The 24,731-nt window shown below is 61.6% G+C and carries 23 protein-coding genes and 1 riboswitch; of the genes, 4 read left to right on the top strand and 19 right to left on the bottom strand.

What is annotated here, in order from left to right; translation table 11 throughout:
* The first annotated feature begins 12 nt into the window (after positions 1-12).
* A riboswitch (cobalamin riboswitch) is annotated at positions 13-85 on the top strand.
* A 49-nt stretch (positions 86-134) separates the two neighbouring features.
* From WGT02_RS17990 to WGT02_RS17980, 3 genes are all read left to right on the top strand, one after another.
* Positions 135-344: a CbtB domain-containing protein gene (locus tag WGT02_RS17990; RefSeq protein ID WP_024315456.1), complete on the top strand. Its 210-nt coding sequence runs from the start codon at positions 135-137 to the stop codon at positions 342-344.
* 12 nt (positions 345-356) lie between these two features.
* Positions 357-1,079: a CbtA family protein gene (locus WGT02_RS17985; protein WP_208249760.1), complete on the top strand. Its 723-nt coding sequence runs from the start codon at positions 357-359 to the stop codon at positions 1,077-1,079.
* Positions 1,080-1,141: 62 nt separating this feature from the next.
* Entirely contained in the window at positions 1,142-1,753 is a 612-nt protein-coding gene (locus WGT02_RS17980; RefSeq protein WP_024315458.1) for a hypothetical protein, read from the top strand.
* Here the strand turns inward: WGT02_RS17980 and WGT02_RS17975 are convergent.
* Entirely contained in the window at positions 1,750-2,385 is a 636-nt protein-coding gene (locus tag WGT02_RS17975; RefSeq protein ID WP_225039732.1) for a helix-turn-helix transcriptional regulator, read from the bottom strand. The two genes, WGT02_RS17980 and WGT02_RS17975, sit on opposite strands and share 4 nt — an antisense overlap.
* A 333-nt stretch (positions 2,386-2,718) precedes the next feature.
* Positions 2,719-3,381: a sulfite oxidase-like oxidoreductase gene (locus WGT02_RS17970; RefSeq protein WP_024315460.1), complete on the bottom strand. Its 663-nt coding sequence runs from the start codon at positions 3,379-3,381 to the stop codon at positions 2,719-2,721.
* 268 nt (positions 3,382-3,649) lie between these two features.
* Here WGT02_RS17970 and WGT02_RS17965 point away from each other — a divergent pair, with 268 nt between their 5' ends.
* Complete coding sequence (locus tag WGT02_RS17965) at positions 3,650-4,825, top strand: M20 aminoacylase family protein (protein ID WP_024315461.1); 1,176 nt, start codon at positions 3,650-3,652, stop codon at positions 4,823-4,825.
* Between the two features lie 87 nt (positions 4,826-4,912).
* On the opposite strand, the gene WGT02_RS17960 is transcribed toward WGT02_RS17965, so the two are convergent.
* The 17 genes from WGT02_RS17960 to WGT02_RS17880 form a co-directional block, all read right to left on the bottom strand.
* Positions 4,913-6,691: an adenine deaminase gene (locus WGT02_RS17960; RefSeq protein WP_024315462.1), complete on the bottom strand. Its 1,779-nt coding sequence runs from the start codon at positions 6,689-6,691 to the stop codon at positions 4,913-4,915.
* On the bottom strand, positions 6,688-7,608 hold the full coding sequence (locus tag WGT02_RS17955; RefSeq protein ID WP_208249762.1) for a nucleoside hydrolase: 921 nt from the start codon (positions 7,606-7,608) through the stop codon (positions 6,688-6,690). The genes WGT02_RS17960 and WGT02_RS17955 overlap by 4 nt, the downstream gene beginning before the upstream one ends.
* 4 nt (positions 7,609-7,612) lie before the next feature.
* A complete protein-coding gene (locus tag WGT02_RS17950) occupies positions 7,613-8,638 on the bottom strand; it encodes an ABC transporter ATP-binding protein (protein WP_024315464.1) in 1,026 nt (341 codons plus the stop codon).
* Entirely contained in the window at positions 8,631-9,410 is a 780-nt protein-coding gene (locus tag WGT02_RS17945) for an ABC transporter permease (protein WP_024315465.1), read from the bottom strand. The genes WGT02_RS17950 and WGT02_RS17945 overlap by 8 nt, the downstream gene beginning before the upstream one ends.
* Complete coding sequence (locus WGT02_RS17940; RefSeq protein WP_208249763.1) at positions 9,407-10,234, bottom strand: ABC transporter permease; 828 nt, start codon at positions 10,232-10,234, stop codon at positions 9,407-9,409. The genes WGT02_RS17945 and WGT02_RS17940 overlap by 4 nt, the downstream gene beginning before the upstream one ends.
* Positions 10,235-10,294: 60 nt before the next feature.
* Positions 10,295-11,317, bottom strand: a complete 1,023-nt coding sequence (locus tag WGT02_RS17935) for an ABC transporter substrate-binding protein (RefSeq protein WP_208249764.1) — start codon at positions 11,315-11,317, stop codon at positions 10,295-10,297.
* A 19-nt stretch (positions 11,318-11,336) separates the two neighbouring features.
* Complete coding sequence (locus tag WGT02_RS17930) at positions 11,337-12,362, bottom strand: LacI family DNA-binding transcriptional regulator (RefSeq protein WP_024315468.1); 1,026 nt, start codon at positions 12,360-12,362, stop codon at positions 11,337-11,339.
* Positions 12,363-12,521: 159 nt separating this feature from the next.
* A complete protein-coding gene (locus WGT02_RS17925) occupies positions 12,522-13,946 on the bottom strand; it encodes an efflux transporter outer membrane subunit (protein ID WP_024318828.1) in 1,425 nt (474 codons plus the stop codon).
* Positions 13,947-14,103: 157 nt separating this feature from the next.
* On the bottom strand, positions 14,104-17,208 hold the full coding sequence (locus tag WGT02_RS17920) for an efflux RND transporter permease subunit (protein WP_208249765.1): 3,105 nt from the start codon (positions 17,206-17,208) through the stop codon (positions 14,104-14,106).
* Positions 17,209-17,251: 43 nt separating this feature from the next.
* Positions 17,252-18,469 (bottom strand): efflux RND transporter periplasmic adaptor subunit, encoded by a 1,218-nt coding sequence (locus tag WGT02_RS17915; RefSeq protein WP_024318826.1) that lies wholly within the window; start codon positions 18,467-18,469, stop codon positions 17,252-17,254.
* A gap of 137 nt (positions 18,470-18,606) precedes the next feature.
* Entirely contained in the window at positions 18,607-19,209 is a 603-nt protein-coding gene (locus tag WGT02_RS17910; protein ID WP_024318825.1) for a TetR family transcriptional regulator, read from the bottom strand.
* A 102-nt stretch (positions 19,210-19,311) separates the two neighbouring features.
* Positions 19,312-20,256: a phosphoribosylaminoimidazolesuccinocarboxamide synthase gene (locus tag WGT02_RS17905; protein WP_208249768.1), complete on the bottom strand. Its 945-nt coding sequence runs from the start codon at positions 20,254-20,256 to the stop codon at positions 19,312-19,314.
* 81 nt (positions 20,257-20,337) lie between these two features.
* Positions 20,338-22,089, bottom strand: coding sequence for an SLC13 family permease (locus WGT02_RS17900; protein WP_208249770.1), 1,752 nt, complete (start codon positions 22,087-22,089; stop codon positions 20,338-20,340).
* A 99-nt stretch (positions 22,090-22,188) separates the two neighbouring features.
* Positions 22,189-22,884 (bottom strand): phosphoribosyltransferase, encoded by a 696-nt coding sequence (locus WGT02_RS17895; RefSeq protein WP_024318822.1) that lies wholly within the window; start codon positions 22,882-22,884, stop codon positions 22,189-22,191.
* 4 nt (positions 22,885-22,888) lie between these two features.
* Entirely contained in the window at positions 22,889-23,695 is an 807-nt protein-coding gene (locus WGT02_RS17890; RefSeq protein WP_208249771.1) for a pseudouridine synthase, read from the bottom strand.
* A 187-nt stretch (positions 23,696-23,882) separates the two neighbouring features.
* Complete coding sequence (locus WGT02_RS17885; protein ID WP_024318820.1) at positions 23,883-24,089, bottom strand: hypothetical protein; 207 nt, start codon at positions 24,087-24,089, stop codon at positions 23,883-23,885.
* A 136-nt stretch (positions 24,090-24,225) separates the two neighbouring features.
* Complete coding sequence (locus tag WGT02_RS17880) at positions 24,226-24,561, bottom strand: hypothetical protein (RefSeq protein ID WP_024318819.1); 336 nt, start codon at positions 24,559-24,561, stop codon at positions 24,226-24,228.
* Between the last annotated feature and the right edge of the window lie 170 nt (positions 24,562-24,731).

The following is a 24,731-nucleotide window of genomic DNA, read 5'->3' as shown; positions in this document are numbered from 1 at the left end:
TGTTGTGGGTTTGGAAACCGGTGAAATTCCGGTGCGGTCGCGCCACTGTGATCAGGATGAGGATACCTCAGACTGGAAGTCAGACCCTACCACGCAACAATTCTCGACTGAACGCGTCATTCCAGGAGGAATACATGTCTGACTCTACTTTTGCGCCCGTCGCCGTACCGACCCCGATTCCGGTTGGCGAGCTTTTGCCCTGGGCGATCTTCGGCGGTCTGCTGATGCTCATCGCCATCTATTTCGTCGGCACCGAAGAGGGCGCGATGGCGCTTTTCAACGGTATGTACGTGCACGAGTTCGTGCATGACGGCCGGCATCTGCTCGGCTTCCCCTGCCACTAGGGAGTTCCGGACATGGTTGGAAATCTCTTGCTTCGCGGGATGCTCGCGGGCCTGATCGCTGGCGTCCTCGTTTTCGCCTTTGCCCATACCTTTGGTGAGCCGCTTGTCGACCAGGCGATTGCGTTCGAGGAAGCCGCTGCCCAGGCGGCAGGCGAAGCTGGCGAACCCGAAATCGTCAGCCGTGCCACGCAGGCGGGCTTTGGTCTGTTCACCGGCGTGATGGCTTACAGTATCGCCGTCGGTGGCCTGTTTGCGCTCGTCTTTGCTTTCGTCCAAGGCCGGTTAAGCACGCTTGGAGCGCGCGGAACGTCTGCTGTCATTGCGATTGCGGCCTTTGTCGCCGTTGTCATCGTACCCAACATCAAATATCCGGCCAACCCGCCGGCAGTCGGCAACCCTGACACAATCGGCGTCAGGACCGAGCTGTTCTTCCTGATGATCGTCGTTTCGATCGCCGCGCTCGTTGCGGCAATTGCGCTTGCACGCCGCCTGGCGCCTCGGTTTGGGGTTTGGAACGCGGCGATTGCAGCAGGTCTCGCCTATGTCGTCTTCATCGGGCTCGTGCAGTATCTGCTGCCACCGATCAACGAGGTGCCGGAGAATTATTCGGCGATGGTCCTCTGGCGTTTCCGTACGACTTCGATCGGCATGCACGTGATCCTCTGGGGCGTCCTTGGCCTGGCCTTCGGCGCACTCGCCGAACGCAAGCTTGGTGTCGCTGCCAGCTCGCGCTGACGCGCGCCGGCTTTTCGTTGATCGGAGAAGGCTCCGGAGCGATCCGGAGCCTGAACCAGGCGATGACCAACCGGCGTTCGATTTTCATCGTGGCAATGATAGCAGTGCTGCAGCTGTGGTCTGTTGCGGCAAGCGCGCACCAGCGGAGCAGCAGTGGTCCCCACACCGGCATCGCAATCGCTGAAATCTCACATGGCGAAATGATCATGATCGCAGAGTATCGCGATCGGATCATCGATCTCGCGGCGCGTGCCACGGACACGAACGAGCCGTTCCGACGCGTACTCAACTATGCGCAAATCCAGCACGCCTACTGCCTCTGGGGAAAAATGCCCGGTGGCGTGACGGACGAGGCCAGTCCATTCAATGAGTGCTCGCATGCATATCTTGCTGCAACGAAGGCCGTGCTGCTATCGATGCGGGGCATGGGCGGTGAGGCTGTCGAGGCCGAGGCCATCGTCTCGGCGATCGATGCCGGCATGGTGCTGCGCGGCTTGGCGCTGATCACTTGCCAGTTTAGCGGTGAGGCGTTCAATACTGCCGATGTCGTTCGCCCGGCGTGGAGGGACGTTCCGCTGCATCCTGCAAGTATGGCGACGTTGACGGCGCTCGCGGCGGCGATCCTGGCTGTGTTCTATTGCGGGCGGCGCCTGCTTCGGCGGATCACGCCCTAGCTCTTTTCCACATCGCGGTCGAAGTGCGTTGCAACCAGCATGGCTGCGAGGTGCACAGTATTCTTCGCGCCGCAACGCTCCTTCATGCGCTCCAAGCGGTGCTCGACCGTCCGATGCGAGATTCCGAGATCGGCTGCGATCTCCTTGGCCGTCGCGCCTTCCGTCAAAAGCTGGATCACCGCTTCGTCCGTCGCATCCATGCGGGCTTGCTGCTGCGGCGGGTTGAACATGAAGCGGCCATTCGAGACCGTCAGCAACCAGGATGGGCGCCGCGCCGCTGTCTTTTGCGGAAGGATCAACCGCTCGTATCCGAGGTTGACGCCAAGCACCCTCGTCTTGACCAGTTCCATCGAAGGTTTCCGCGTGGCGATCACCTCGCGATAGCGCGGGATAACGGCCGTTTCCATGTAGGCACGATCCTTGAACTCGCCGATGCGTTGATCGGCAAAGAGCTTGTTGATGTTCAGGAGACGCGAACTGAAGCCAGAGGGGCGCACGACCTTCAGATGCCATTGCAGCGGATCCTCGCCGTCGAGAACGACGAGCGTCATCCTCATCCTGATCGTCAGAAGGTCGAGGACGTCGCGGTAGATATCTTCCGGCGCGGCAGGCAGCTGGGGGGTGGTATGCAACCACGCATCCAGCAGCTTCTGCGTGACAGTGTGAAATGAAGTATCCTTGTTCATCAACCCATACGCGATATCTGGAATCGGCCTACAACAACAACCCAAAATGGGTAGAGGTCAATAGTGGACAGCGTTCAAATCGTCGTAAGGCATTAATTTAAAAAATATATTGCTTTCTGCATCTATTCTGAGGCGAATTCGCACTCACGCGAACTACCCGTTAAACGGGTTTATGGTCGCGGGGTAACGAGAGGCAGCGGCAGGGTATCTGGCAAACTATAGCGCGCAGATTGCGGTAACGGCTCGGTCATCTGGCACCGGCAGTCATCGCTACTGGTATCAATCCCCGGAGTAGCGCTGTTCACGCCAGGGATCGCCATGCATGTGATAGCCGTTCTTCTCCCAGAAGCCCGCTGCGTCGGCCGGCAGCAGATCGATACGCCGCAGCCATTTCGCGCTTTTCCAGAAATAGAGATTTGGGACGACGAGCCGCATGGGCCCGCCGTGGTCGCGCGTCAGCGGCAGGCCCTCCCAGGAGGTTGCGAGGATCGCATCCTCGGCGGCGAAGTCGGAGAGCGGCAGGTTCGTGGTGTAGCCGTCGTAGCTCGTCAGCATCACACACAGGGCCTCGGGTTTCGGCATCGCATGATCGAGCAGGTCGCGGGTCGACACACCCTTCCATTTGTTGTCGTAGCGCGACCATGTGGTGACGCAATGAATGTCGGTGACCTTGGTGCTCTGCTCGAGCGCCTGGAAGGCGGCCCAAGTGAGATCAAGCGGAGTTTCGACAAGTCCGCGGACTTCCAGGCGCCAGGTCTCGGTCGAGATGAGCGGCTGCTGGCCGAGATCCAGGACCGGCCAAGTCTTGACGAGGTGTTGTCCGGGCGGCAAGCGTTCGGTTTCCGGCCGACTGATGCGGCCGGTGAGAAATTTTCCCTCCGCGGCCCAGCGGCGCTTCGATGTGGTGAGCTTGCTGTCGCTCGAAGTGTGATCATCGCTCATCGGTAGCCCTTTCGCGTTGCGGCGATTAGGCCATCCGGTTTTCGACAGTGTCAAGCGTGCGCCGATAGGATGGGTGCATCTGCGGGACGGTGATATCTCCCGTGCCGGCCAACCCTTGCCGCGATGCCGCGTCCGCACGCTCGACGGCGGGAGACCGTGGTATAAGCCGTTCGAAAAGGTTGAATTTCCGGGCTGGTTGCTGAATAAGGAATGGATTGCGACGGGCGCTGTTCTGGCGCCCGCTTGCATTTACAGGACATCCAGGCCCATGCCCATTCCCGCCCGGATCGAGACCGATCTGCCCTTCCTCACCGAATTGCGTCGCGATCTGCACGCACATCCCGAGCTCGGCTTCGAGGAGGAGCGCACGAGCGCCATCGTGGCGAAGCTTCTGGAAGAGGCCGGCATCAAGGTCCATCGGGGGCTTGGCGGCACGGGCGTGGTCGGCACGCTGCAGGTCGGCAACGGTACGCGGACGATCGGATTGCGGGCGGATATGGACGCGCTTGCGATGCCGGAGGTGGCGGATCGTCCCTACAAATCCAAATTTGCGGGGAAAATGCATGCTTGCGGGCATGATGGACATACGGCGATGCTGCTCGGCGCGGCACGACATCTGGCGGCAACACGCGACTTTTCCGGAACCGTGCATTTCATCTTCCAGCCGGCCGAGGAGGGCAGGGGCGGCGCACGCAAGATGGTCGAGGACGGCCTGTTCGAGCTGTTCCCGTGCGATGCCGTCTACGGCCTGCACAACATGCCGGGCCTTGCCGTCGACGAAATCGCCGTCGTCGAGGGGCCGCGACTGGCATCGTCCGACAGCTGGCGCGTAACGTTTCGCGGCACAGGTACGCACGGCGCCAAGCCACACCTCGGCAAGGATCCGATCACGGCGGCCGGGACGTTCCTTGCGTCTTTGCAGACGATCGTCGGGCGTGTCGTCGATCCGCTGCAGCCGGCCGTGATCAGTGCATGTTCGTTGCAGGCCGGCGACCCGAAGGCGCTTAACGTGATACCCGATACTGTTGAAATCGGCGGTACGGCTCGGGCCTATTCGCCTGACGTTCGCGATCAGCTCGACGAAGAAATCGGCCGGCTTGCGACTGGTACGGCAGCGATGTTCGGCATTGCGGTCGATTATCAGTTCGAACGGCGCATCCCGCCTGTCGTCAACGACAGGAACGCCACCGAGCGTGCGCTCGGTGCAGCCGTCGCGGTGTTCGGGGAAAACGTGCGTACGGATTTTCCGCCCTCGACCGCCGGCGACGATTTCGCTTTTTTCGGTCAGAATGCGCCGGGATGCTACGTCTGGCTCGGCAACGGGCCGGCTGTTGATGGCGCCCTGCATCACAACACCGCGTATGACTTCAATGACAGTGCAATCGGCTACGGCGTGGCCTTTTGGACGACGCTGGTCGAGCGCGAGCTGAAGGCCGAGCTTTAGGTCGTTTGGCCGATGAGGCACGTGTTGCCATGGCCGGCCGCCGGGCGCACCCGGGGGCAAAACGCCCGGATGCGGCTATTCCTCGCGCTAGAGAACCTCGATCACAGGGCTCTCGAGAACCTTGCCGGTCAGGACGTCAGCGATGCCGCGATCCGTCTGATGCGGGCCAATGTTGCAGGCAAGCGTTGCGCCGAAGCAGGCCTTGAAAACGAGGTAAGGCGGTTTCCAGTCGACGATCGTTTCCATCGCCTTTCGCACCGCCCTGAAGGAGGCGGCCGTCTCCTCCAATGGCGCCTCGGTGACAAGGCCGGATACTGGCAGAGGCAGAAGGGTTTCAACCTGACCATCCCTGGCCACGGCCATCCCGCCGCCCGCGGCAATCACAGCGTTGGCAGCGACCGCCATGTCACGTGCATTGCCGCCGAAAACCGTAAGGTTGTGGCTGTCGTGGGAAACCGTTGTGCAGAAGGCCCCACGCCATGTTCCCCAACCCGTGAGGAAGCCGACGCGCGGACGCCCATCGGCTTTTCCGTGCCGATGCGCGACCGCAATCATCGTGCTGCCGGCGGGAGGCACGACGAAACCGTCTTTGACGACGGTCTCGGCTTCGCCCCATTGCGTAAACCGCGGGCGATCGATCGTCGCGACGCGAACCCGCCTTCCTTCGGCTGGAACCCTGAAGTCGTTCTCCGTCAACGGTGACAGCTTGACCGAGTTTTGCAGGGCTGCAATCTCGAAGGAGGGCATGCGGACATTCATCTCGCCGGCCGTCGATACGATCTCGCCATTGGCGATGACAATCTTCGTGGCGAAGTCAACCAGATCTTCGAACAGGACGATGTCGGCCCGCCGGCCGGCAGCGATCAGGCCAAGATCCGAACGCTTCAATCGCTGCGCTGCGTTAAGCGTTGCTGCCCTCAGCGCCCATTCCGGCTTCATTCCATACCGGACGAGCCGGCGAATCACGTCATCGAGGCCGCCTCCGTCCTTCAGTTCGTCCGGGAAGACGTCGTCGGTGCAGAGCGTGATCGTTGACGGCAGATGGCCGATGGCGTTGAGGGCACTCACGAATTCCTGCAGCAAGTGGTCGTGCGAACCGCGCAGCTCAATGGTCAGGCCGGCCGCCAGTTTCTGCAGCAGATCAGCGCTGGAGGTCAGCTCATGATCGGAGGTGACGCCAGCCGCCATGAAGGCGTTCAGATCGGCGCCTTCGAGCCCACGCGCGTGTCCGCAGACCAGTTTTCCGGCGGCGAGACCGGCATTGACGATTGCGGTCATGCGGGTATCGCCGTCGATGACGCCGCGCATGTTCATCACCTCGGCAACACCGCCGACGTCAGGCCAGCGGAGCATTTCGGCAATGACCGCGGCGTCGAAATCGGCGCCGGCGACTTCAAGCCCCGGGGCGGAGGGAACGCATGAAGGTGCGAGCACGATCGTGCGGAGCGGCAGGCCGAGGGAGGCTTCGATCGCCCAGCGCACGCCGTCCAGCCCATGCACATTGCCAAACTCGTGCGGATCCCAGACGATCGTTGTGACACCCCGCGGAACGACGGCTGCAGCATACTCGGCCGGTGTCACCATCGAGCTTTCGATATGCATGTGCGTATCGATCAGGCCGGGCGAAATGATGCTGCCTGTGGCGTCGATCGTTTCTGTTGCGTCTGTACGCCTGGCAGGCGCATGGACGCTTGCAATCAGCGGCCCCACGATGCCGATGTCGGCTTCGCGGGTAAGGCCGGTGACGGCATCCAGCAGGCGTCCGCCTGATATCAGGATGTCGAAAGGCGCGTCGCCGCGTGCGGCGGCAACGGCGCGCTCGCGAAGCGTGGGATCGTTGAGGTCCCTCGGTTCCGCGGCGCTCATCGGCTGGCCTCATCAATCAATGCGCCGAGGATGAGGGCGCGCGCCTTCTCGACATCGATGTCAATTGCGTATTCCGCATTGAATGTGGCGTGCGTCGCCCGCGTCTCAACAACGGTGCGGCCGCGGCTATGCTGGCCCTGCAGTTCAGCCTCGATCCGGGCAGGACGGAAGCTGGCGATCTCGGGTGCGGCAAAGGCGACAGCGGCGGAGGGGTCATAGATCGCCATTCCATGCCTGCCACGGCTCGTGCCGATGCCGATGTAACCGTCGAGCATGTCAGCGAGCAGCGTCGCATTGCGGTCGCCTGCGGCGCGCACCGGCGCGACGTCGTCGGGTGTTGCGACGACCTTGCGGCAGAGATCCAGATCGACCATGCGCAGCGGCAGGCCGTGGGCGAGAACGATGGCGAGCGCTTCAGGGTCGGCCAAGGCGTTGAACTCGGCCGATGCGGTGTGATTGCCGGACGTGACGGCACCGCCCATCCAGGTGAGTTCCGTGATCCGGGCGGCAAGGGCGGGGCGTGCCAAGGCCACGGTGGCGATATTGGTCAGCGGTCCGAGCGCGAGGATGCGGTGCGGGCCGTCCGCCTCCAGCCAGCGGCAAAGCGCGGTAAACGCATCGCTGTCGTCCAAGGGCGGGGCGGCAGGCAGGCCCTTGCCCTTGGTCGGGATGCCGGTCTTGCCGAGGATCGCCTGTGCCGTCTCCAGGGCACCGAGAACGGGCATGGCCCGGCCGGTGTGAACGGGGAAGGTCCAGCCGAAGGCCTTGGCAGCGCCGGCGGCGTTGACGCGGACCTGGGGCAGCGGCGTGTTGCCGAAGACGAGCGAGATGCCTGATACGTCGAGCTTCACGTGGGTCACCACAAGGATCGCGGCGATATCGTCAAAGCCCATGTCGGTGTCGATCCAGACGCCCATGATGTTACCTGTAGCGTGAGAGGGGCGCTGCTGCGGCAAGCGGCAGGTCGAATGCGAGCGTGGCGCCGATCGCATGGGCCGGCAGCTCGGCATCGACCTCGGCTTTGATCGCGCCAAGCGGTGTGTCGAGAAGGTATTCGCGGGTGTCTCCAGCAAACGACGTGCCGCGCACGGTGCCTTGGAAAGGACCTGAACCAAGGATCACCATGCGCGGACGCCAGGCCAGGCCCTTTGCGGCCTGCGGCGCTGGACCTGAAAGGTCGACGAGGCTGTTGGATGTCGCAAGCTTCCCATTCTCCAACGCAAAGACGTTTTCGAAGCCGACGAAATCGGCGACGAAGGCCGAGACCGGCTTGTTGTAGATTTCCTCAGGCGTGCCGATCTGCTCGATGCCGCCGTTCAGCATCACCACGATCCGGTCGGCAAGCGCCAGCGCCTCGATCTGATCGTGGGTGACGAAGATCATGGTGACGCCTGTTTCCTTCTGGACGCGCTGGAGTTCGGCGCGCATTTCCAGGCGCAGGCGCGCATCGAGGTTGGAAAGCGGCTCGTCGAGCAGCAGCACCTTCGGCTCCATCACCATGGAGCGGGCGAGCGCCACGCGCTGCTGTTGGCCGCCCGACAGCTCCGCAGGCTTGCGATCGACGAACTTGGAAAGGTCGACGGACCTGATGCCGGCGCTGACCTTGGCGTCGAGATCCTTGCCGCCGATGCCTTTCAGGCGCAGGCCGAAGGCGACGTTCTCGTAGACCGTCAGATGCGGAAAGAGGGCGTAGGACTGGAAAACGAGGCCGACGTTGCGCTTGTTGGCCGAAACGCGTGTGATGTCGTCGCCGTCGAGTGTGATGCGGCCGGAGGCCGGTCCGAGCAAGCCGGCGATCGATCGCATCGTGGTCGTCTTACCGCAGCCCGACGGGCCGAGGAGGGCGACGAGTTCGCCCTTGGCGATCGCGAGATCGAGATCCTTCACTGCGACCGTGTCGCCGTAGGCAAGCGTCAGCTTGTCGAGTTGAAGATAACGGTCAGACATAGCGAGAGAACCCCAGGAAGCGTTCGGCAAGGAAGACGATGCCGATGGAGAGGAAGGCGAGCAGCGAGGAGAGCGCAGCAATCGACGGATCGTAGGTGGTTTCCATGTAGCCCAGCATGTCGATCGGCAAGGTGCGCACGCCCGGGCCGGACAGGAAGAGCGAAACGGGAACCTGGTTGAAACTCGTCACGAAGCCGAGAATGAAGGCGGCCAGGATGCCGCCGCGGATATTGGGCATCACGACGCGGAAGAAGGCGCCAACGCGCGAGGAGCCGAGCAGGACGGCCGCCTCTTCCATATCCGAGCGCAGGTTGTTTAGGCTGGCGGAAACAACACGCACGGCATAGGGCAGAACAAGCGCTGTATGCGCCATGAACAATGCGAGCGTGATGTTGAAGCCGAAGGGCACGACGAGATAGCGCAGCAACGCCAGACCAACGACGATGCCTGGAACGATGATCGGCAGCGAGACGATGGTGCGCACCGTCTCTCCGAAGGGCAGCTTGTAGCGCGAGAGCGCGTAGGCAGCCGGGATGCCGAGAATGAGCGCCGAAAGCGTGCCAACGATGGCAAGGAACATCGACATGGCGAAGCTTTCGCGGAAGCTGTCGATGGTGAAGACCTTGGTGGCCCATTTCAGGGAAAGGCCCTGTGGCGGGAAGGCCAGGGTGTCGCCGGCCGAGAGCGATGCGGCAATGATGATCAGGAACGGGCCGATCAGGAAGATCAGCAGCAGACCGAGAACGACCGGAGAGAGAACGCGGGCGGTCATCGCTTGTTCCTCGCCGTGGCAAGGCGCTTGAGTAGGATGTTGGCGGCAAAGCTCATGACGATCAGCATGAAGGCGATGACACTGGCTGCGACGAAATTGTTGGCAACGGACACCTGCTGATAGAGCAGCGTTTCCAGCATGAGCACCTTCGAGCCGCCGAGGACGGCGGGGGTGATGTAGGCTGTCAGCGACCCGGTGAAGACGAGCGTACCGCCGACGACGAGGCCCTCCCGGGTAAGCGGCAGGATCACCTTCCAGAAGACCTGAAACCAGTTGGCGCCTAGCACGCGGGCGGCGGGGATGGCATCCTTCGGCATGTTTTCAAGCGCGCTGATCAGCGACAGGATCATCAGCGGCAGGAAAAGCTGCAACAGGCCGATGAAAACGGCCGTTTCTGTGAACAGCAGGCGCAGAGGCGTGTCGCTCAGACCCAGGCCGGTGATGGTCTCGTTGACGATGCCGGTGCGGCCGAGAATGACGATCCAGGCATAGGTGCGGGCGACCGGCGAGATCATCAGCGGTAAGGTGACGAGGCCGATCATCCTGCCCTTGCCCTTGGGCGGCAGGTTGACGATGGCAAAGGCCGCCGCATAGCCGATCACGGCTGAGAGCGCGGTCACCTCAAGCCCGAGCCGAAACGTGCGCAGGAAGACGGTGCGGTTCAGGGACTCCGAAAAGAAGCCGGTATAGGCGCCGAGCGTCCAGCTGCCGTCGATGCGGAAGCCCTCGGAGAGCAGCACGACGACGGGCAGCAGGAAGACCAGCGCGGCAAAAACTGCTGCGGGCAGGGCAAGCGCCAGGGCTTCTGCGCGGTTTTGAAACATGAAGTGACTTTCGACGGATGAAGAGCCGGCTCGGGCAAGGGCCAGAGCCGGCCTGGAGAGTTACTGACCGACCTTCTCGTTCCATTCCTTCAGCCAGCCGGCACGGTTATCGAGTGCAGCTGCAGAGGGGATTAGCTTCAGGCTCTTGGTGGTGTCTTCGCCATAGGTCAGGTTGTTGGCGGCTTCCTCGGAGAGCTTGACGTCTTTGTTGGCCGGGCTGTCGACCAGCTTTTCGGCGAGCTTCGTCTGGATCTCAGTGGAGAGCCAGAAATCCATGAACTGGAGCGCCAGATCGCGGTTCTTGGAACCCTTGGTAACGACCATGACGTTCATGCCGCCGGTCTGGCCTTCCTTGGGGGTTGCCCATGCAACGGGAACATCGAGCTTGGTAAAGCCTGCCCAGGAGAAGCGACCGATCGGCGCCGCCCAGATTTCCTCCTGCTGCATAAGCTGCACGAGTTGCGAGGATTTTTCATAGAAGGTGACGATCTCGTCCTTCTTCTCGCCCAGCGCCGCAATCGGCGCCTTCAGGTCCGGGCTGTCGTTGCCGAGCGCCTGACCGAGCATGTAGAGCGCCGGTGGCCCCTGGTTGGTGGTGACGTTCGGGAAGGCGACGTGGCCGACATATTCCGGCTTCAGCAAGTCTGCCCAGGACTCGACCTTCATCTTGTCGGAGCGGTAGGCGATCGAAGTGGCATAGAAGGTGTAGCCGACGCTCATGCCGTCGCCGTTTGGATCCTTGGCGAGATCATAGAGTTTGCCGAAATTGGAGAGCTTCGAGGTATCGACCTTGTCGATCAGATCCTTGCGCGTGGCCGACAGGGCATCGGCCATGGAGACGACTGCCATGTCGATAGCGGGGTTCGCCTTATTGGCTTCCATCTTGGCGAGACGCTCGACACTGTTGCCGGTCTCGACCACGATCTTGCAGCTGCACTTCTGCTCGAAGGGATCGTAGACGATCGTCTTGAAATCGTCCTGAGCAAAGGCATAGACGGAAATCGTCAGCGTCTTTTCCTGCGCTTTCGCGGCGAGGGGCGACAGCGCCAGTAGCGCGGCGGAAGCGATGAGGGCAGTCTTCATGTCAGCTGTTCTCCGTCTGTCAGGATATTCTTGTCGGGTCCGCCGGCCCGGAGGATTGGCGAACAATCAGTTGCATCGGAACGCGGTCGGTTTCGGACGTCACAAGCACGCCTTCGCGGCTGCCGCGCGTCTTTATCGTTTGCAGCAAGGACGAGATGGCGATTTCCGCAATGGTGTGCATGTCCATCGCCACGGTCGTCAGGGATGGGGTAATGACTGGCGACCAGATGAGGTCGTCGAAGCCGGTAACGCTTGCCATGCTGGGCACGTCGATGCCGTCGCGCTGCAACTCGGTGAGAGCTCGCAGCGCCTGCAGGTCCGAGAGCGCAGCAAATGCCGTATAGCCCTCGCGCACCTTTTCAGCGAGGCCGAGGCTGCATCCGCTGCCGCCTTGCCGTTCGAGCGTCTCGATCCAGAGAGTTGCCGAACTCATCCCCGGACGCAGACCGGAACGGACACCGCCTGCACGGTCGTTCTGGACGTTCGAACCAGGATTGTTGCCGATGATGAGGACACGCCGGTGTCCGAGCTCGGCCAAATGGTTGGCGATCGCCCAGCCGCCTTGCATGTGATCGGCGGCGACGGTGTTGCCAGGCGTGGAGCCCGTATCGATGACGGCGACCGGACAGGCTGCAGCAGAAATTCGGGTCGCCCGGCGGGGCACGATCACCAGGCCCTCGACGCCGCGCTCGATCAGCCGGTTGATCGCCTCGGTCTGGGTAGCGACGTCTCCCCGGGAGTCGGCGATAAGCACGCCGTAGCCGGCGGCGCTGGCGGCGAATTCGATGGCCTGCGCAAGCTTGGGGAAAAGCGGGTTGGCGATGTCAGGCAAAACAAGGCCGATGACGCCGCTGCGGCCGGTGCGAAGCGCCCGTCCAGCCTGGCTCGGAACATAGCCGAGTTCGGCGGCATGTTCCTTGATCCTCTCTGCCAGTTGTTCGGAAACACGGCCCTTGCCGGAGAGCGCATTGGAAACCGTCGCGACGGAGACACCAAGCGACGTTGCAATCCTGCTCAGGTTCGGTCCAGGTCGCGTTGGAGGCATGGTTTCCGACATGCGTAGATTAATCGTTTAATCATTGCGTACATCAGGCCATGGGTATTGTCGAATCCAAAATCGCCGCCGCCCTGCTTTATCCTGCATTGGGATGCGGATGGCGGCAATAAAAAAGCCCGCCGAAGCGGGCTTTTTGTCTGCTGTTGCTCAGCTTGCCTTTGGCGGCGCGGTGGTTCTGGGTGCGCCCGGATTGTAGCCGCCGCCGATGGCGACGTTGAGGGAGACATAGTCCTTGGCCATCTGCTGGATGGAGGCGGCCAGGCTCGCCTGGGCCAGCGATACCTGGCGCTGCGCATCGAGCACGTCGAGCAGCGAGGAGGCGCCGTCCTTGTAGCTGGCGGTCGACAGTTCCAGGGTTTCCTGGGTCGTCTTGACCTGGGCGCGCAGCGCTTCCACCGTCTGGGCGTCGCGGCGCACCGCCGACAGGGCGTTCTCGACCTCTTCGACAGCAGTCAGCACCGTCTGCTTCCAGGCCAGATACTGCGTCTTGGCATCGGACTTGGCGATGTCGACATTGGCGCGCAGTTGACCGCCGTCGAAGATCGGCAGCGTCAGGGTCGGGCCGAACGACCAGGTGGTCAGGCTGCCGCCGGAGAAGCCGGCCGGCTTGACATAGGTCGGCGAGATCGAGCCCGACAGGGTGATCGTCGGGTAGAGCTGCGAGATGGCGACGCCGATATTGGCGGTAGCCGCCGCCAGATTGCGCTCGGCAACGCGAATGTCGGGCCGGTTGCGGATCAGGTCGGCCGGGATGCCGGAGGCGATGCCGCCGCGGAAGATCGGCTGCGGCGCGGCCTTCAACAGCTCGCCGAGCAGCGAGCCGGCCGGCTGGCCGAGCAGCGTGGCAATGTGGTGGGCGGCGACGCGGATATTGGTCTCCAGCCCGGGGATTTCGGCCTGCGTCGACTGCACCAGACCTTCGGCCTGGACGACGTCGAGGCGCGAGGCGGCACCGGCTTCGAGCTGGAACTGGGTCAGCTGGTAGGTTTCCTTGCGCGACTTCAGGTTGGCGCGCGACAGCGCCAGGCGCTCCTGGAAGAAGCGCAGGTCGATGTAGGAGTTCACCAGGTCCTGCAGATAGGTGAGCTTGGCGACGTCGGCGCTGGAATAGGCGGCATCGAGGCTCGCCTGGGCGCTTTCCTTCGAGCGCCGGTACTGGCCGAACAGGTCGAGCAGCCAGGAGACGTTGGCTTCGCCGCCGCTGATGTTGGTGGCGCCGCTCGCCGTGCGGCGCTCGCCCATGCTGCCGCTGGTGGTGTGGCTGGCGCCGACCAACAGGCTCGGCAGCGAGCCGGCCCCGGCAACGGTGACGCCGCCGGCAGCCGCATTGATGCGCTCCAGCGCCTGCTGAACCGTAAGGTTCTCGTTCAGCCCGTCAACCACCAGACCGTTCAGCCGGGTGTCGCGATAGGCCGTCCACCAGGCCGCCGTCGACACGTCGCCGATGTTCTTGGCGCCGCCCTCGCTGAACTTCGCCGGAAGCGGCATCTCCGGGGGAACATGGTCCGGGCCGCTCACACAGCCCGCGAGCAAAAGCAGAAGCGCCGGAGAGGCGAAGCGAAAAGATGCCATTAAAAATCTTCCTGTAACTCGACCAAATCTATTCTTGTCAGAAGCCTTCATGCTTCGCTATCGGCCGCGCTTCGCTCATACGAGAAACACCATCCCGAAGCAGTTGGCGGCAATGTATCAACGAGTCTCATCTTCTCACAGTGCATTTATATCACACTCACGCTTCATTTTTTTGCGTCCGCGAGAAGATCCGGCGGATGACAACGAAGAATGAGGGGACGAAGAAGATGCCGAGCGCGGTTGCTGCCAGCATGCCGCCGAGCACGCCGATGCCAATTGCGTTCTGCGCCGCGGAGCCCGCCCCGGTTGCAATCGCCAGCGGCACGACACCCAGAATGAAGGCAAGCGAGGTCATAATAATCGGGCGCAGGCGCAAGCGCGCTGCCTCGAGGGTCGCCTCGAGCAGTCCCATTCCTGTTTCCATCCGGTCCTTTGCAAACTCCACGATCAGGATCGCGTTCTTCGCCGCCAGACCTATGGTCGTCAGCAAGCCGACCTTGAAGTAGACGTCGTTTGCCTGACCAAAGAGCGTTGCTGCGGCAAGGGCGCCGAGTACGCCGACCGGCACGGCCATGATGACCGAGAACGGGATCGACCAGCTTTCGTAAAGCGCCGCCAGGCAGAGGAAGACGACAAGCACGGAGATCGCATAGAGCATCGGTGCCTGCGAACCGGACAAGCGCTCCTGATAAGAGATACCCTGCCAGGCCACGGTGTAGCCGCCACCAAGCTGTGCCGTCAAAGCTTCCATTTCGTTCATGGCGTCGCCGGAGCTCACGCCCGGCGCCGATGCACCCTCGAGCGGGATGGCGCTCACCGCGTTGAAGCGCGCCAGGGTCGGGGCGCCCTTGACCCATTCAGTGCGGGTGAAGGCCGAGAACGGAACCATCTCGCCGCTCGCGTTGCGCGCGTACCAATGGTCCAGATCGTTCGGCTGCATGCGGAAGGGGGCATCGCCCTGCACATAGACCGGCTTGATCTCGCCGTTTAACGTGAAGTCGTTGACGTCGCGGCCTGTAAAGATGACCGAGAGCATCGAGTTGACCGCGGCGATATCGACGCCCATCGCGCCGATCTTCTCCTGGTCGATGACAATCTTCATCTGCGGCTCGACGTCCTTGTTATTGCTGCGCAGCGCCACGACCTTGCCGCTGGAGTTTGCAGCCTGAATCAAGCGCTTCGAGGCAGCGTCCAGAGCGTCGGTGCCATGACCGCCAGTATCGACGAGATACATGGAGAAGCCGCTCGAGACGCCGAGACCCTGGATGGCCGGTGGCAACAACGCGAAAACTTGCGCTTCACGGAAGGTGAAGAAGGTTTTAAGGGCGCGCGTTACGACGGCTTGCGCATGCAGGTTGGGGGCCGTGCGGAGCGAGAAGTCCTTGAGTTTCGTGAAGACGATCGCGCTGTTCTGACCGGAGCCGTTGAAGCCGAAGCCAAGGGCACCAAAGACGGAATCGACGGCATCCTTCTCGTTCTCGCGGTAGTATTTCTCCACCTTCTCGACGACGGCCTGGGTCTGCTGTGTGGTCGACCCGGGAGGCGTGGTGACGATGGTCAGCAGAACGCCCTGATCTTCCTGCGGCAGGAAGGAGCTCGGCAGGCGGTTGAACAGATAAGCGCAACCGACGCCGATGAGAAGAAAGACGAGCATGACGCGGATCGGCCGTTTGAGCAGGTAGCCGATGGTTCTGACATAGCCGTTGGTGGAACGCGTGAAGTTGCGGTTGAACCAATCGCCGATCCGGTGCTTCCGGTGTTCGGCAACGGGCTTCAGCATGGTCGCGCAGAGCGCGGGGGTCAGCACGATCGCAACCACGGCCGAGAGCAGCATCGCAGACACGATCGTCACGGAGAACTGGCGGTAGATGATGCCGGTCGAGCCGCCGAAGAACGCCATCGGGATGAAAACGGCGGTCAGCACGAGTGCAATGCCGACGATTGCGCCGGTGATTTCGCCCATCGACTTCTCGGTCGCTTCGAGCGGTGAGAGCTTCTCTTCCGTCATGATGCGCTCGACGTTTTCGACGACCACGATCGCATCGTCGACGAGAAGACCGATTGCGAGCACCATGGCAAACATCGTCAGTGTGTTGATCGAATACCCGGCTAGCGCGAGGATGCCGAAAGTGCCGAGCAGAACCACCGGCACGGCAATCGTCGGAATGAGCGTTGCCCGGAGGTTCTGCAGGAAGACCAGCAGAACAATGAAGACGAGGACAATGGCTTCGATCAGCGTGTGAACGACCTTTTCGATCGACAGCTCGACGAACGGCGTCGTGTCGTAGGGATAGGTGATCTCCACGCCCTCAGGCAGGCCACGACTGATGGTGTCGAGGGCAGAGCGGACGCGGGCGGCTGTATCGATTGCGTTGGCGCCGATGGCGAGGTTGACGGCAAAGCCGCTTGACGGCTGGCTGTTGTAGCGCGACGAGCCGCCGTAGCTTTCCTGGCCGATCTCGATGCGCGCGACGTCGCTGAGGCGGACGGTGGAGCCGTCCTTCTCGACCTTCAGGATGATGTGCTCGAAGTCGGAAACGGTGGTCAACTGGCTCTGCGCGGTGATAGTGACGTTGAGCTGCTGGCCGTCGACGGCCGGCTGGGCGCCGAGCGAGCCGACCGAAACCTGAGTGTTCTGCGCCTCGATTGCGGATGTAACGTCGCCGGTCGTCAGCTGGTATTTCAACAGCTTGTAGGGATCGAGCCAGACGCGCATGGCGTAGCCGGAGCCGAAGATATTGATGCTGCCGACGCCTTCCAGGCGCTGCATCTGATCTTCAATGGACGTCGACATGATGTTGCCGAGGTCAACCGAGTTGCGCTTGCCGTCGGTCGAAACCAGCGAACCGACGAGCAGAATGCTCGAGGTCGAGCGGGTGACGCTGATGCCGGCGTCGATGACGTCACCGGGCAGCTTGGACTGGACCAGCTGGAGCTTGTTCTGGACCTGCACCTGCGCGATGTCGGGGTCGACGCTGGTGCCAAACGTCAGCGAAATGCTGGCAGACCCGGTCGACGAGGTCGACGTCATATAGGTCAGGTCGTCGAGGCCGGTCATGCCATCTTCGATGATGGTCGTCACCGATTTTTCGACGGTTTCGGCGCTCGCGCCGCGATAGGTCGCATTGATGCGCACCGTGGTCGGTGCGATGTCAGGATATTGCGAAATCGACAACGTGAAGATTGCGAGCAAGCCCGCGAGCATGATCGTGATCGCGATGACCCAAGCAAAGATCGGGCGTCGGATGAAAAACTTGGCCATTGGCTTACTGTTCCTGTGCGGCTCTGATCACGGTTCGTCGCGATTACTTCGCGGCGGGCTTTTGCGCTTCACCGGATGCGGCCTGATCAGCGGGCACAACGATGCCCTTTTCATTGATTTTCATCGGCATTGGCTTGACGGGCATGCCTGCCGCAATCGACTGCAGGCCGCTGACGATCAACTGGTCGCCGTCCTTGATATCCTCGGCAACGAGCCAAGCATTGTTGGAGGGCGATGCATTCTCGAAGATGCGGGTTTCGACCTTGCCGTCGGCCGAGACGAACTGCGCGGTCAACTCACCATTTGCATTCCGGCTGGTGGCAAGCTGCGGCAGCGCATAGCCGACCTCTGCACCGAGTTCTAGCGTGGCGCGGACATACATGCCGGGCAGGATGACGTGATCAGGATTCGGAAAGCGGACGCGGATGATGAAGGTGCCGGTCGTCTCGCTGACGACGGACTTCGACATGTCGAGGGTGCCCTTCTGATCATATTCCTTGCCGTTTTCCAGGATCAGGCGAAAGGCGGCGTTGCCGGCATTGCCCTTGACTTCGCCACGGCGGATCGCGTCGCGAAGCCGCAGCAAGTTGGTGCTCGATTCCGTCAGGAGGATATAGACGGGATCGAGCTGGCGCACGGTGGTGAGCGCCGTCGTCTGGTTGGCCGCGACGACGTTGCCGACATTGTATGCCGTCTGGTCGATCACGCCGTCGAAGGGCGCAGTGATCTTCGTGTGGTCGACATCGATTTCGGCGGCGGTCAGGGCCGCCTTTGCGGATTCGACCTCGGCCTGCGCCTGCAGAAGATTGGTGCGCGCCGTCTCAAGCTCGATCTGCGTTGCGCCGGAACCGACAAGGCGCTGATAACGATCGAAATTGCTTTGCGCGCTTGGAACGCTTGCTTCTGCCTTGGCAATGGCGGCGCGCGCCTGCGCAGCAGTTGCCAGATAAGGCGCGTCTTCGATCTGATAAAGAACGTCGCCCTTCTTGACTTCGCCACCTTCCTTGAAGGGGATCTCGCGAATGATGCCGCTAACCTGTGGGCGAATGTCGGCGATCTGCGAAGCTTCGGCGCGGCCGGGCAGGATCGTGGTGACGGGGAAGGTGCCCTTCGCCAGGGATATGACGCCAACCGGGGCGGCCTGTTGAGCGGCTGCGCCAGCGGTGCCGGCTGCGCCCTGCTTGTTACCGCTATCGCTGCATGCGACGAGCAAGCCGCCGATAGCAAGTGCGGACGAAACGAGGAAAATGCGCCGTATCATAATGAATTCCTTGTGCGGTGGCGTCCGAACCAATGACCTTCATCAACGATGAAGGCCGATCATCGATCCAGAATCGAATGCCACTGATCCGAATTTAAGAAAGACTTTACGAAGTGACGTAAGTTATGAATCGTCACTTAGCAAGCGCAATTTTGCAGTGCGGCATCTACGAAAATGACGATCTGCCTTGCGCGGTGGACAAGTGTGTCCTTATCATCACGGGCGATCAGAACCGGGTGCAGGACGCTCGCCAGGACATCGGCGACGGTGTTGGCGGCATCTTCCGGGCTGCTGCAATGATAGCGTCCCTTGGCGATACCGTCCCGTATGATTTCGTCGAGCTTCTGAACGATGCGCTCTCTATATCGATTGCCGGCCTCGAGTTTGGCTTGCACCGTCATCAGGACCATTTCGAAGATATATGGGTTCTGCTGGATGTCCTGCAGATGGCTGTCGAGCAGGCGCAACACAAAGCGCAGCAGCTGCTCGTTTGGCGGCAGTTCGTCGTCAAAGGTGGCAAAGCGATCTGCGACGTCGCCGAGGTGGCGTTCCGCAATGGCGTCGACAAGCGCGGTTTTGGAACGGAAATGCTTGAAGACGTTGGCCGGCGACATACCGAGCGAGGCGGCAATGTCGGCGATGGAAACGGCGACGAAACCGCGTTGGCGGAACAACAATTCTGCCATAGACAGAATGTCTTCACGGGTCTCTTCGGCCTTGCGTCTTGGCCTGCGTGCCATCCATTCCCCCGCCGGCTCGAGGTCGGCACCCAGTTTTGCAGATGCTAGCGCCGACGACTGAAAGCCTGCAAGCCCATGTTGCAGGCTTCCTGCCCGGCGACATTAAGAGAAGTAGGCTGACAGATTTTTACGGATGCGCTCGACCGGGGTTGCGCCGCTGTTGTCGGGAACAAAGCGTTGCGCCGTGATGCTTTCGTAGGCCTTGATGTAGACGTCGGAGGTCTGCTGGATCAGCTCGACCGGGATCTCCGGGATCTCGTCCTTGTAGGGGTCGCAGCGCTCCGCAACCCAGGCGCGAACAAAGTCCTTGTCGAAGCTTGTCGGGCGCGTTCCTGCCTCGAAGCTTGCCTGATAGCTGTCGGCGTGCCAGTAGCGGCTGCTGTCTGGTGTATGAATTTCATCCGCGAGAATGATGTTGCCACTCTCGTCCGTGCCGAACTCGTATTTGGTGTCGACGAGGATGAGTCCCCGCTTGGCCGCAAGTTCCTGGCCGCGCTCGAAGAGAGCCAGCGCGTAACGCGACAGCGTATCCCATTGCTCCTTGGTCAAGAGTCTTCGCTCGACGATCTCTGCCGGCGTCAGCGGTTCGTCGTGGCCACCATCGAATTCCTTGCTCGTCGGCGTGATAACCGGCGTCGGAAGCTTCTGATTGTCGCGCATGCCGTCCGGCAGTCGCATGCCGTACATCTCGCGCTCGCCCTTCTTATAAAGAGTGAGGATCGATGTCCCCGTCGTGCCGGCGAGATAGCTGCGGACGACGATTTCGACCGGCAGGATATCGAGACGCTTGCCGATGACAACGTTCGGATCCGGATAGTCGAGAATGTGATTGGGGCAGATGTCCTTCGTCGCCTCGAACCAGTAGCGAGCCGTCTGCGTCAGCACCTGACCCTTGTAGGGAATGCAGGTAAGAATGCGGTCGAAGGCGCTCAGTCTGTCGGTGCTGATGATGATGCGCCGCCCGTCCGGAAGGTCGTAATTCTCGCGAACCTTACCGCGATAGTAATTGGGGAGCTCTGGGAAATGGGCTTCGGAGAGGATTCGCACGGGCTCGACCATCCTTCTGCATTGATCGTGAACTTTCCCCTGCTCTAGTTCCATCGCCGGGGATGTCAAGCAAACCCGCTACTAAAGCCAGAAGAGATAGATGAGAAGTAGTGTAAGACCATAGCTCACCACCGTCAGCGGTGCGCCGGCCTTCAGGAAGTCGCTGAAGCGGTAGCTCCCGACGCCCATCGCCAGCGTATTGTTATGGTGGCCGAACGGCGTCAGAAAATCCAGCGAGGCGCCTGCGGCGACGGCAATCAGATAGGCGGATGGAGACTGATGCCCGGTTGCTGCGAAGGCGACGGCGATGGGGCTCATGACGATCGCGACGGTCGCGTTGTTGACAAAGGGCGTCAGGAGCATTGACAGAAAGAGAACGAGCGCCACCCCCGTGGTCGGTTCGGCCAGCGACACCATGGAACCGAGCGCCGCCGCGATGACTTGGGCGGTGCCGGTTGTAGCGACGGCGGAACCTATCGGGATCATCGCGCCAAGCATGATGATAATTGGCCAGTTGAGGTCGGCCATCGCCTGGCGAATGTTCAGGTAATTAAGGAGTGCCAGGGCAAGCACGACGCCCGCAAACGCAAGATCAGGCGTGACGAGTTCGAAGGCCGTCGCCGCGACGCCTGCGGCGAAAATGGCAAAGGGCTGCCAGGACGATACCGACATTCGGGACGGCGGTTGCGACGCCAGCGGGAGACACTCGCACTCCTCGAGCGCTTCGGCGATCGCCTTTTGCTCGCCCTCCAACACCAGAATGTCGCCGATCGACAACTGCAGATCGGCAAAGCGCCCCTCGATCCGCGGTGAGCGCATCGAGAGGGCAGAAACCGTGACGTCGCGGCTGCTGAATACCTCCAGAGAATGCAGTCGCGAGCCGACCAGCGTGCTCTCCGGCATCACGACCGCCTCGACGGAGTCGAGATCGGCCATGGCTGCCCTCGGACGTCGCTGCGGAAGCAGCGTTCCGGACGTTTGAAGCCCATCAAACACCGTATCGTCCGCTTCGGCTAACAGCAGGTCGCCCGCCTCGACGACCAATTTCTCCGGCATACCGAACACGAACTTGTCATTGCGAACGAGCGTATGCGGCTGCAGCGAGAACCGATCGGGCAGATCCGAGAGGCGCGCACCGATCAGCGAGGAGCCCGCAGGGATACGTCGTTCCGTGATCCTGCGTCTCGGCGGCGAGGCAAGTTCTGCCGAAAGCGCCTCGTCGATTTCGTTCGGAAACAGGCGCGGTGCGAACCATGCCGTCAGCACGATGCCGACGGTGGCGACCGGAAGGCCGACATAGGCAAAATCGAAAAGGCGAAAGCCGGTGCCGCTTGCCTCCTTCCAGGCATTGCTGACAAGCATGTTCGCGGGCGTGCCGATCAGCGATACGATCCCACCCAAGAGGGCAGCAAAGGAGATGGGCATGATCAATTGCCGTTTTGGTATCGCGAGCGCGGCACTCACGCGCAGCGTTGCCGGTAGGGCGATCGAAAAGGCGCCGATGTCATTCATGAAGATGGAGATGAAGCCGGCCGCTGCCGACAAGGTGGCGATGACCGCAGTATTTGAAAATCTGGCCCGTACGAAAAAATCCGCGAGCTGACCGAAAAGTTGCGCCCGCGCAAGGACCTGCACGATGAGCAGGATCTCGACGACGGTGACGACCACTGGACTGGCAAAGCCGGAGAAAACCTGCTCTGCGGAATAAAGATGGAGAGCATAACCGGCGAGCAGGCCTGAAATCGCGACCACCTCGATGCGGAAGCGCTCCAACGAAAACAGAACGAGCATCGCGAGCAGGAGGATCAGCAAGGATGCTTGATCGAACGTCATGGTTTGCCCCGAACCTCAATCCACGGCGAGAATGTAGCGGTTCGGCCTGCGCTGTACAGAGCGAAATATCGCATTCCGCGCTCCACGCTGATGATGCGCTCAGACAGCAGGCCGGCGCCAGGTGCCGGTCTCGGTGATCTCCAGCATCGGGGTGGAGAGCACACCAACTGTTCTTTCCCGCCATTGCGAACCGGCAGCATCGAGGGTCTCGCACCAGCGGCGTGACTGTAGCATCGCCGCACCGATCGCAACAGGCTCGACCCCGCACCCGGCAAGAAGCCGCAGGCCCGAAACGATCGAGGTTCCGCTGGAGATGACGTCATCGACCAGCGCCACACGTCGCCCCTCCAGCAGCGGCAGCATACGCGGATCTATATAAAGACGCTTCTGTTGGGTGGGGGTGGTAATCGACGAGAGCGCCACCGACAGGTCATCGCGGTACCAGAACTTCCGAGAGGTCCCGAGCGGCGCATATCGCGTATGCCCCAACCTCTGAGCCACGGCCGCTGCGAGCGTCAGACCAAGTGTCGGTAGGCCGGCAACAACGTCGACCTCAAAAGACTTGAGCTTCTCGGCAAGCGATTGCGCCAGTACATCGAGAATTTCGAAGCTTGCCTGATTGATGATCAGGGAGGCCAGCGCATGTTGGCCGTCTGCCAGCACGCGTACCGGCAATCGAAGCTGGCGCCCGTCTTCAAGCTCGGCGATATAGGATGTGGAGAAATCGCCGTCGCTCCTGAAGGTGCCCGGGCTGTGGATCTTCTGCCAAAACTCGTGCGCCGCCAATTCCGTCATGCACTCAATTCCGTCTTGCCATTTCCATGCCTGCGCGCTTGCGCAGCTCTTTCAGTTCTGCATCCGTCAACACGCGCACTGCACCCCTCGGCAACTCGCCGAGCGCTAAACCTCCAATCGCAACCCGCACGAGGCGAAGGCATTCGACATCCAGGGCTTCCAGCATGCGGCGGATCTGGCGGTTGCGGCCCTCATCGAGTTCGACCTCGATCCAGGCGTTCTTGTCGCCGCTCCTCAACAGCGTCGCGGACGTTGCCTTCAAAACTTCGCCGTCGTGGCGGACGCCATAAGTCATCGCAGCCAGCATTTCGCTGTCCATGATCCGGTTGACCTGGACATGGTAGGTCTTCGTGATGTGGGTGAGGGGATCGAGCAGCGTCTGGGCGAAGACCGTATCGTTGGTAAAGAGCAGCAAGCCTTCGCTCGCCTTGTCCAACCTGCCGACGGGCGAGAGATGCGGAGCTTCGAAATCCTTGAGGCAGTCATAGACGGTCGGCCGGCCCTCGGGATCGTCGCGCGTCGTTACCAGTCCACGCGGCTTGTTCAACATCAGATAGATCTTCGCTTCGGCGACCACATCGGTTCCGTCGACCCGGATCTTCGCCGATGCCAGGTCGACCCAGGCGGAGATGTCGGTGACTTTACGTCCATCGACCGATACGCGGCCATCCAGGATCAGCCGTTCAGCCTGCGTCCGCGAGCAGTGGCCAAGCTTGGAAAGCGCGCGCGGCAAGGTCACCCGCTTGCCGGGCTCCTCGCCGTTCGGTCTTGCGCGTTCGCGCGACTTTTGAGGTGAGCGCCGCTGCCTCACTCCGTTTCTTCCCGTCAGTTCCGTTGATCAGGTTCTGACACGAACGGGTTTACGAAGCCAGCAAGGCGCGAAGAAAACGCGGGGACAACAAGGAACGATAAGAAGTTTAAAGTGTCGAGAGGCCCAAAGAAAAGATGGCGCTGCAGGCGCCATCCATTTCGTCTTTGGGGGAGAAGTGAGAAAGACCTCAGTGGCAGGCCATGAAGCCGGCGAGTTCCTGCCGGCTGATAACGACACCCGCCGCTGCTTTGATCGGGTCGGGATGCGTGTAGGACAGGCGAGGCAGTTCGGGCAGTTCAAGGGCTTGCCGCATATTCATGATGCCGACGGCCTTGCGGCCGTTGACGCCATCAACGCTGACTTCGACTATAAAATGTGCTCTCTTGCTCTCCATCAATAGTCCTCCCTCTATTTTAGCCGCGGTAGTAACGACGAAACTTGGTTTTTCTAAGACCAAAGTATTACGAGCCGCATTGACCTTCAGATCAATGCGGCCCGGATAAAGGCGCAGGTTCTGCGCTGGCGCGGTATCAGCGCCACCAGTGGTGTGGCGGCTGCTGGCTGCCGCTCAGGAGATAGCCGGCTAGAAAGCCGACGGCACCGGCGAGCGCCAGCGCGGTCGTCGTCGCCGCCGGATGCTCGCGGGCGGCGCCTGCGGCGGCCACACCTTCGGCCCGGATCTGGGCAACGGCGCCCTTTGCGCGGGGGAGGGCGTCTTCATAGACCCTGCCGGCACGGTCGCGCACCTCGTAATAGGCTTCCGCACCCTGCGCCGAGATCATTTTCTGCAGGCGGGATACCTCTTGCTGAAGTGCCGCGATGTCCTTGCTGACGGACGCTCTGATGTCGTCGGTGGTGGCAGCCATGTCTTTCTCCTTTTCCTCTACACGAACGAGAACACGAAAGAGCTGCTTTAGGTTCCGGGCGATTTGATCCGCGTAAGGGGGCAAATGATCCTCATTCGCCGAGTTTCAACCCGCAAACACCACTTTTGCGCTGTCCGGATAGGACGGAAAACGGCTGGAGCCACGATTTT

Origin of the sequence: Rhizobium sp. T1470, from assembly GCF_042140505.1 — a bacterium.
Taxonomy (GTDB): domain Bacteria; phylum Pseudomonadota; class Alphaproteobacteria; order Rhizobiales; family Rhizobiaceae; genus Rhizobium; species Rhizobium favelukesii.
Note: the sequence above shows the minus strand (reverse complement) of the source record. Positions and strands in the feature narration are given on the sequence as shown.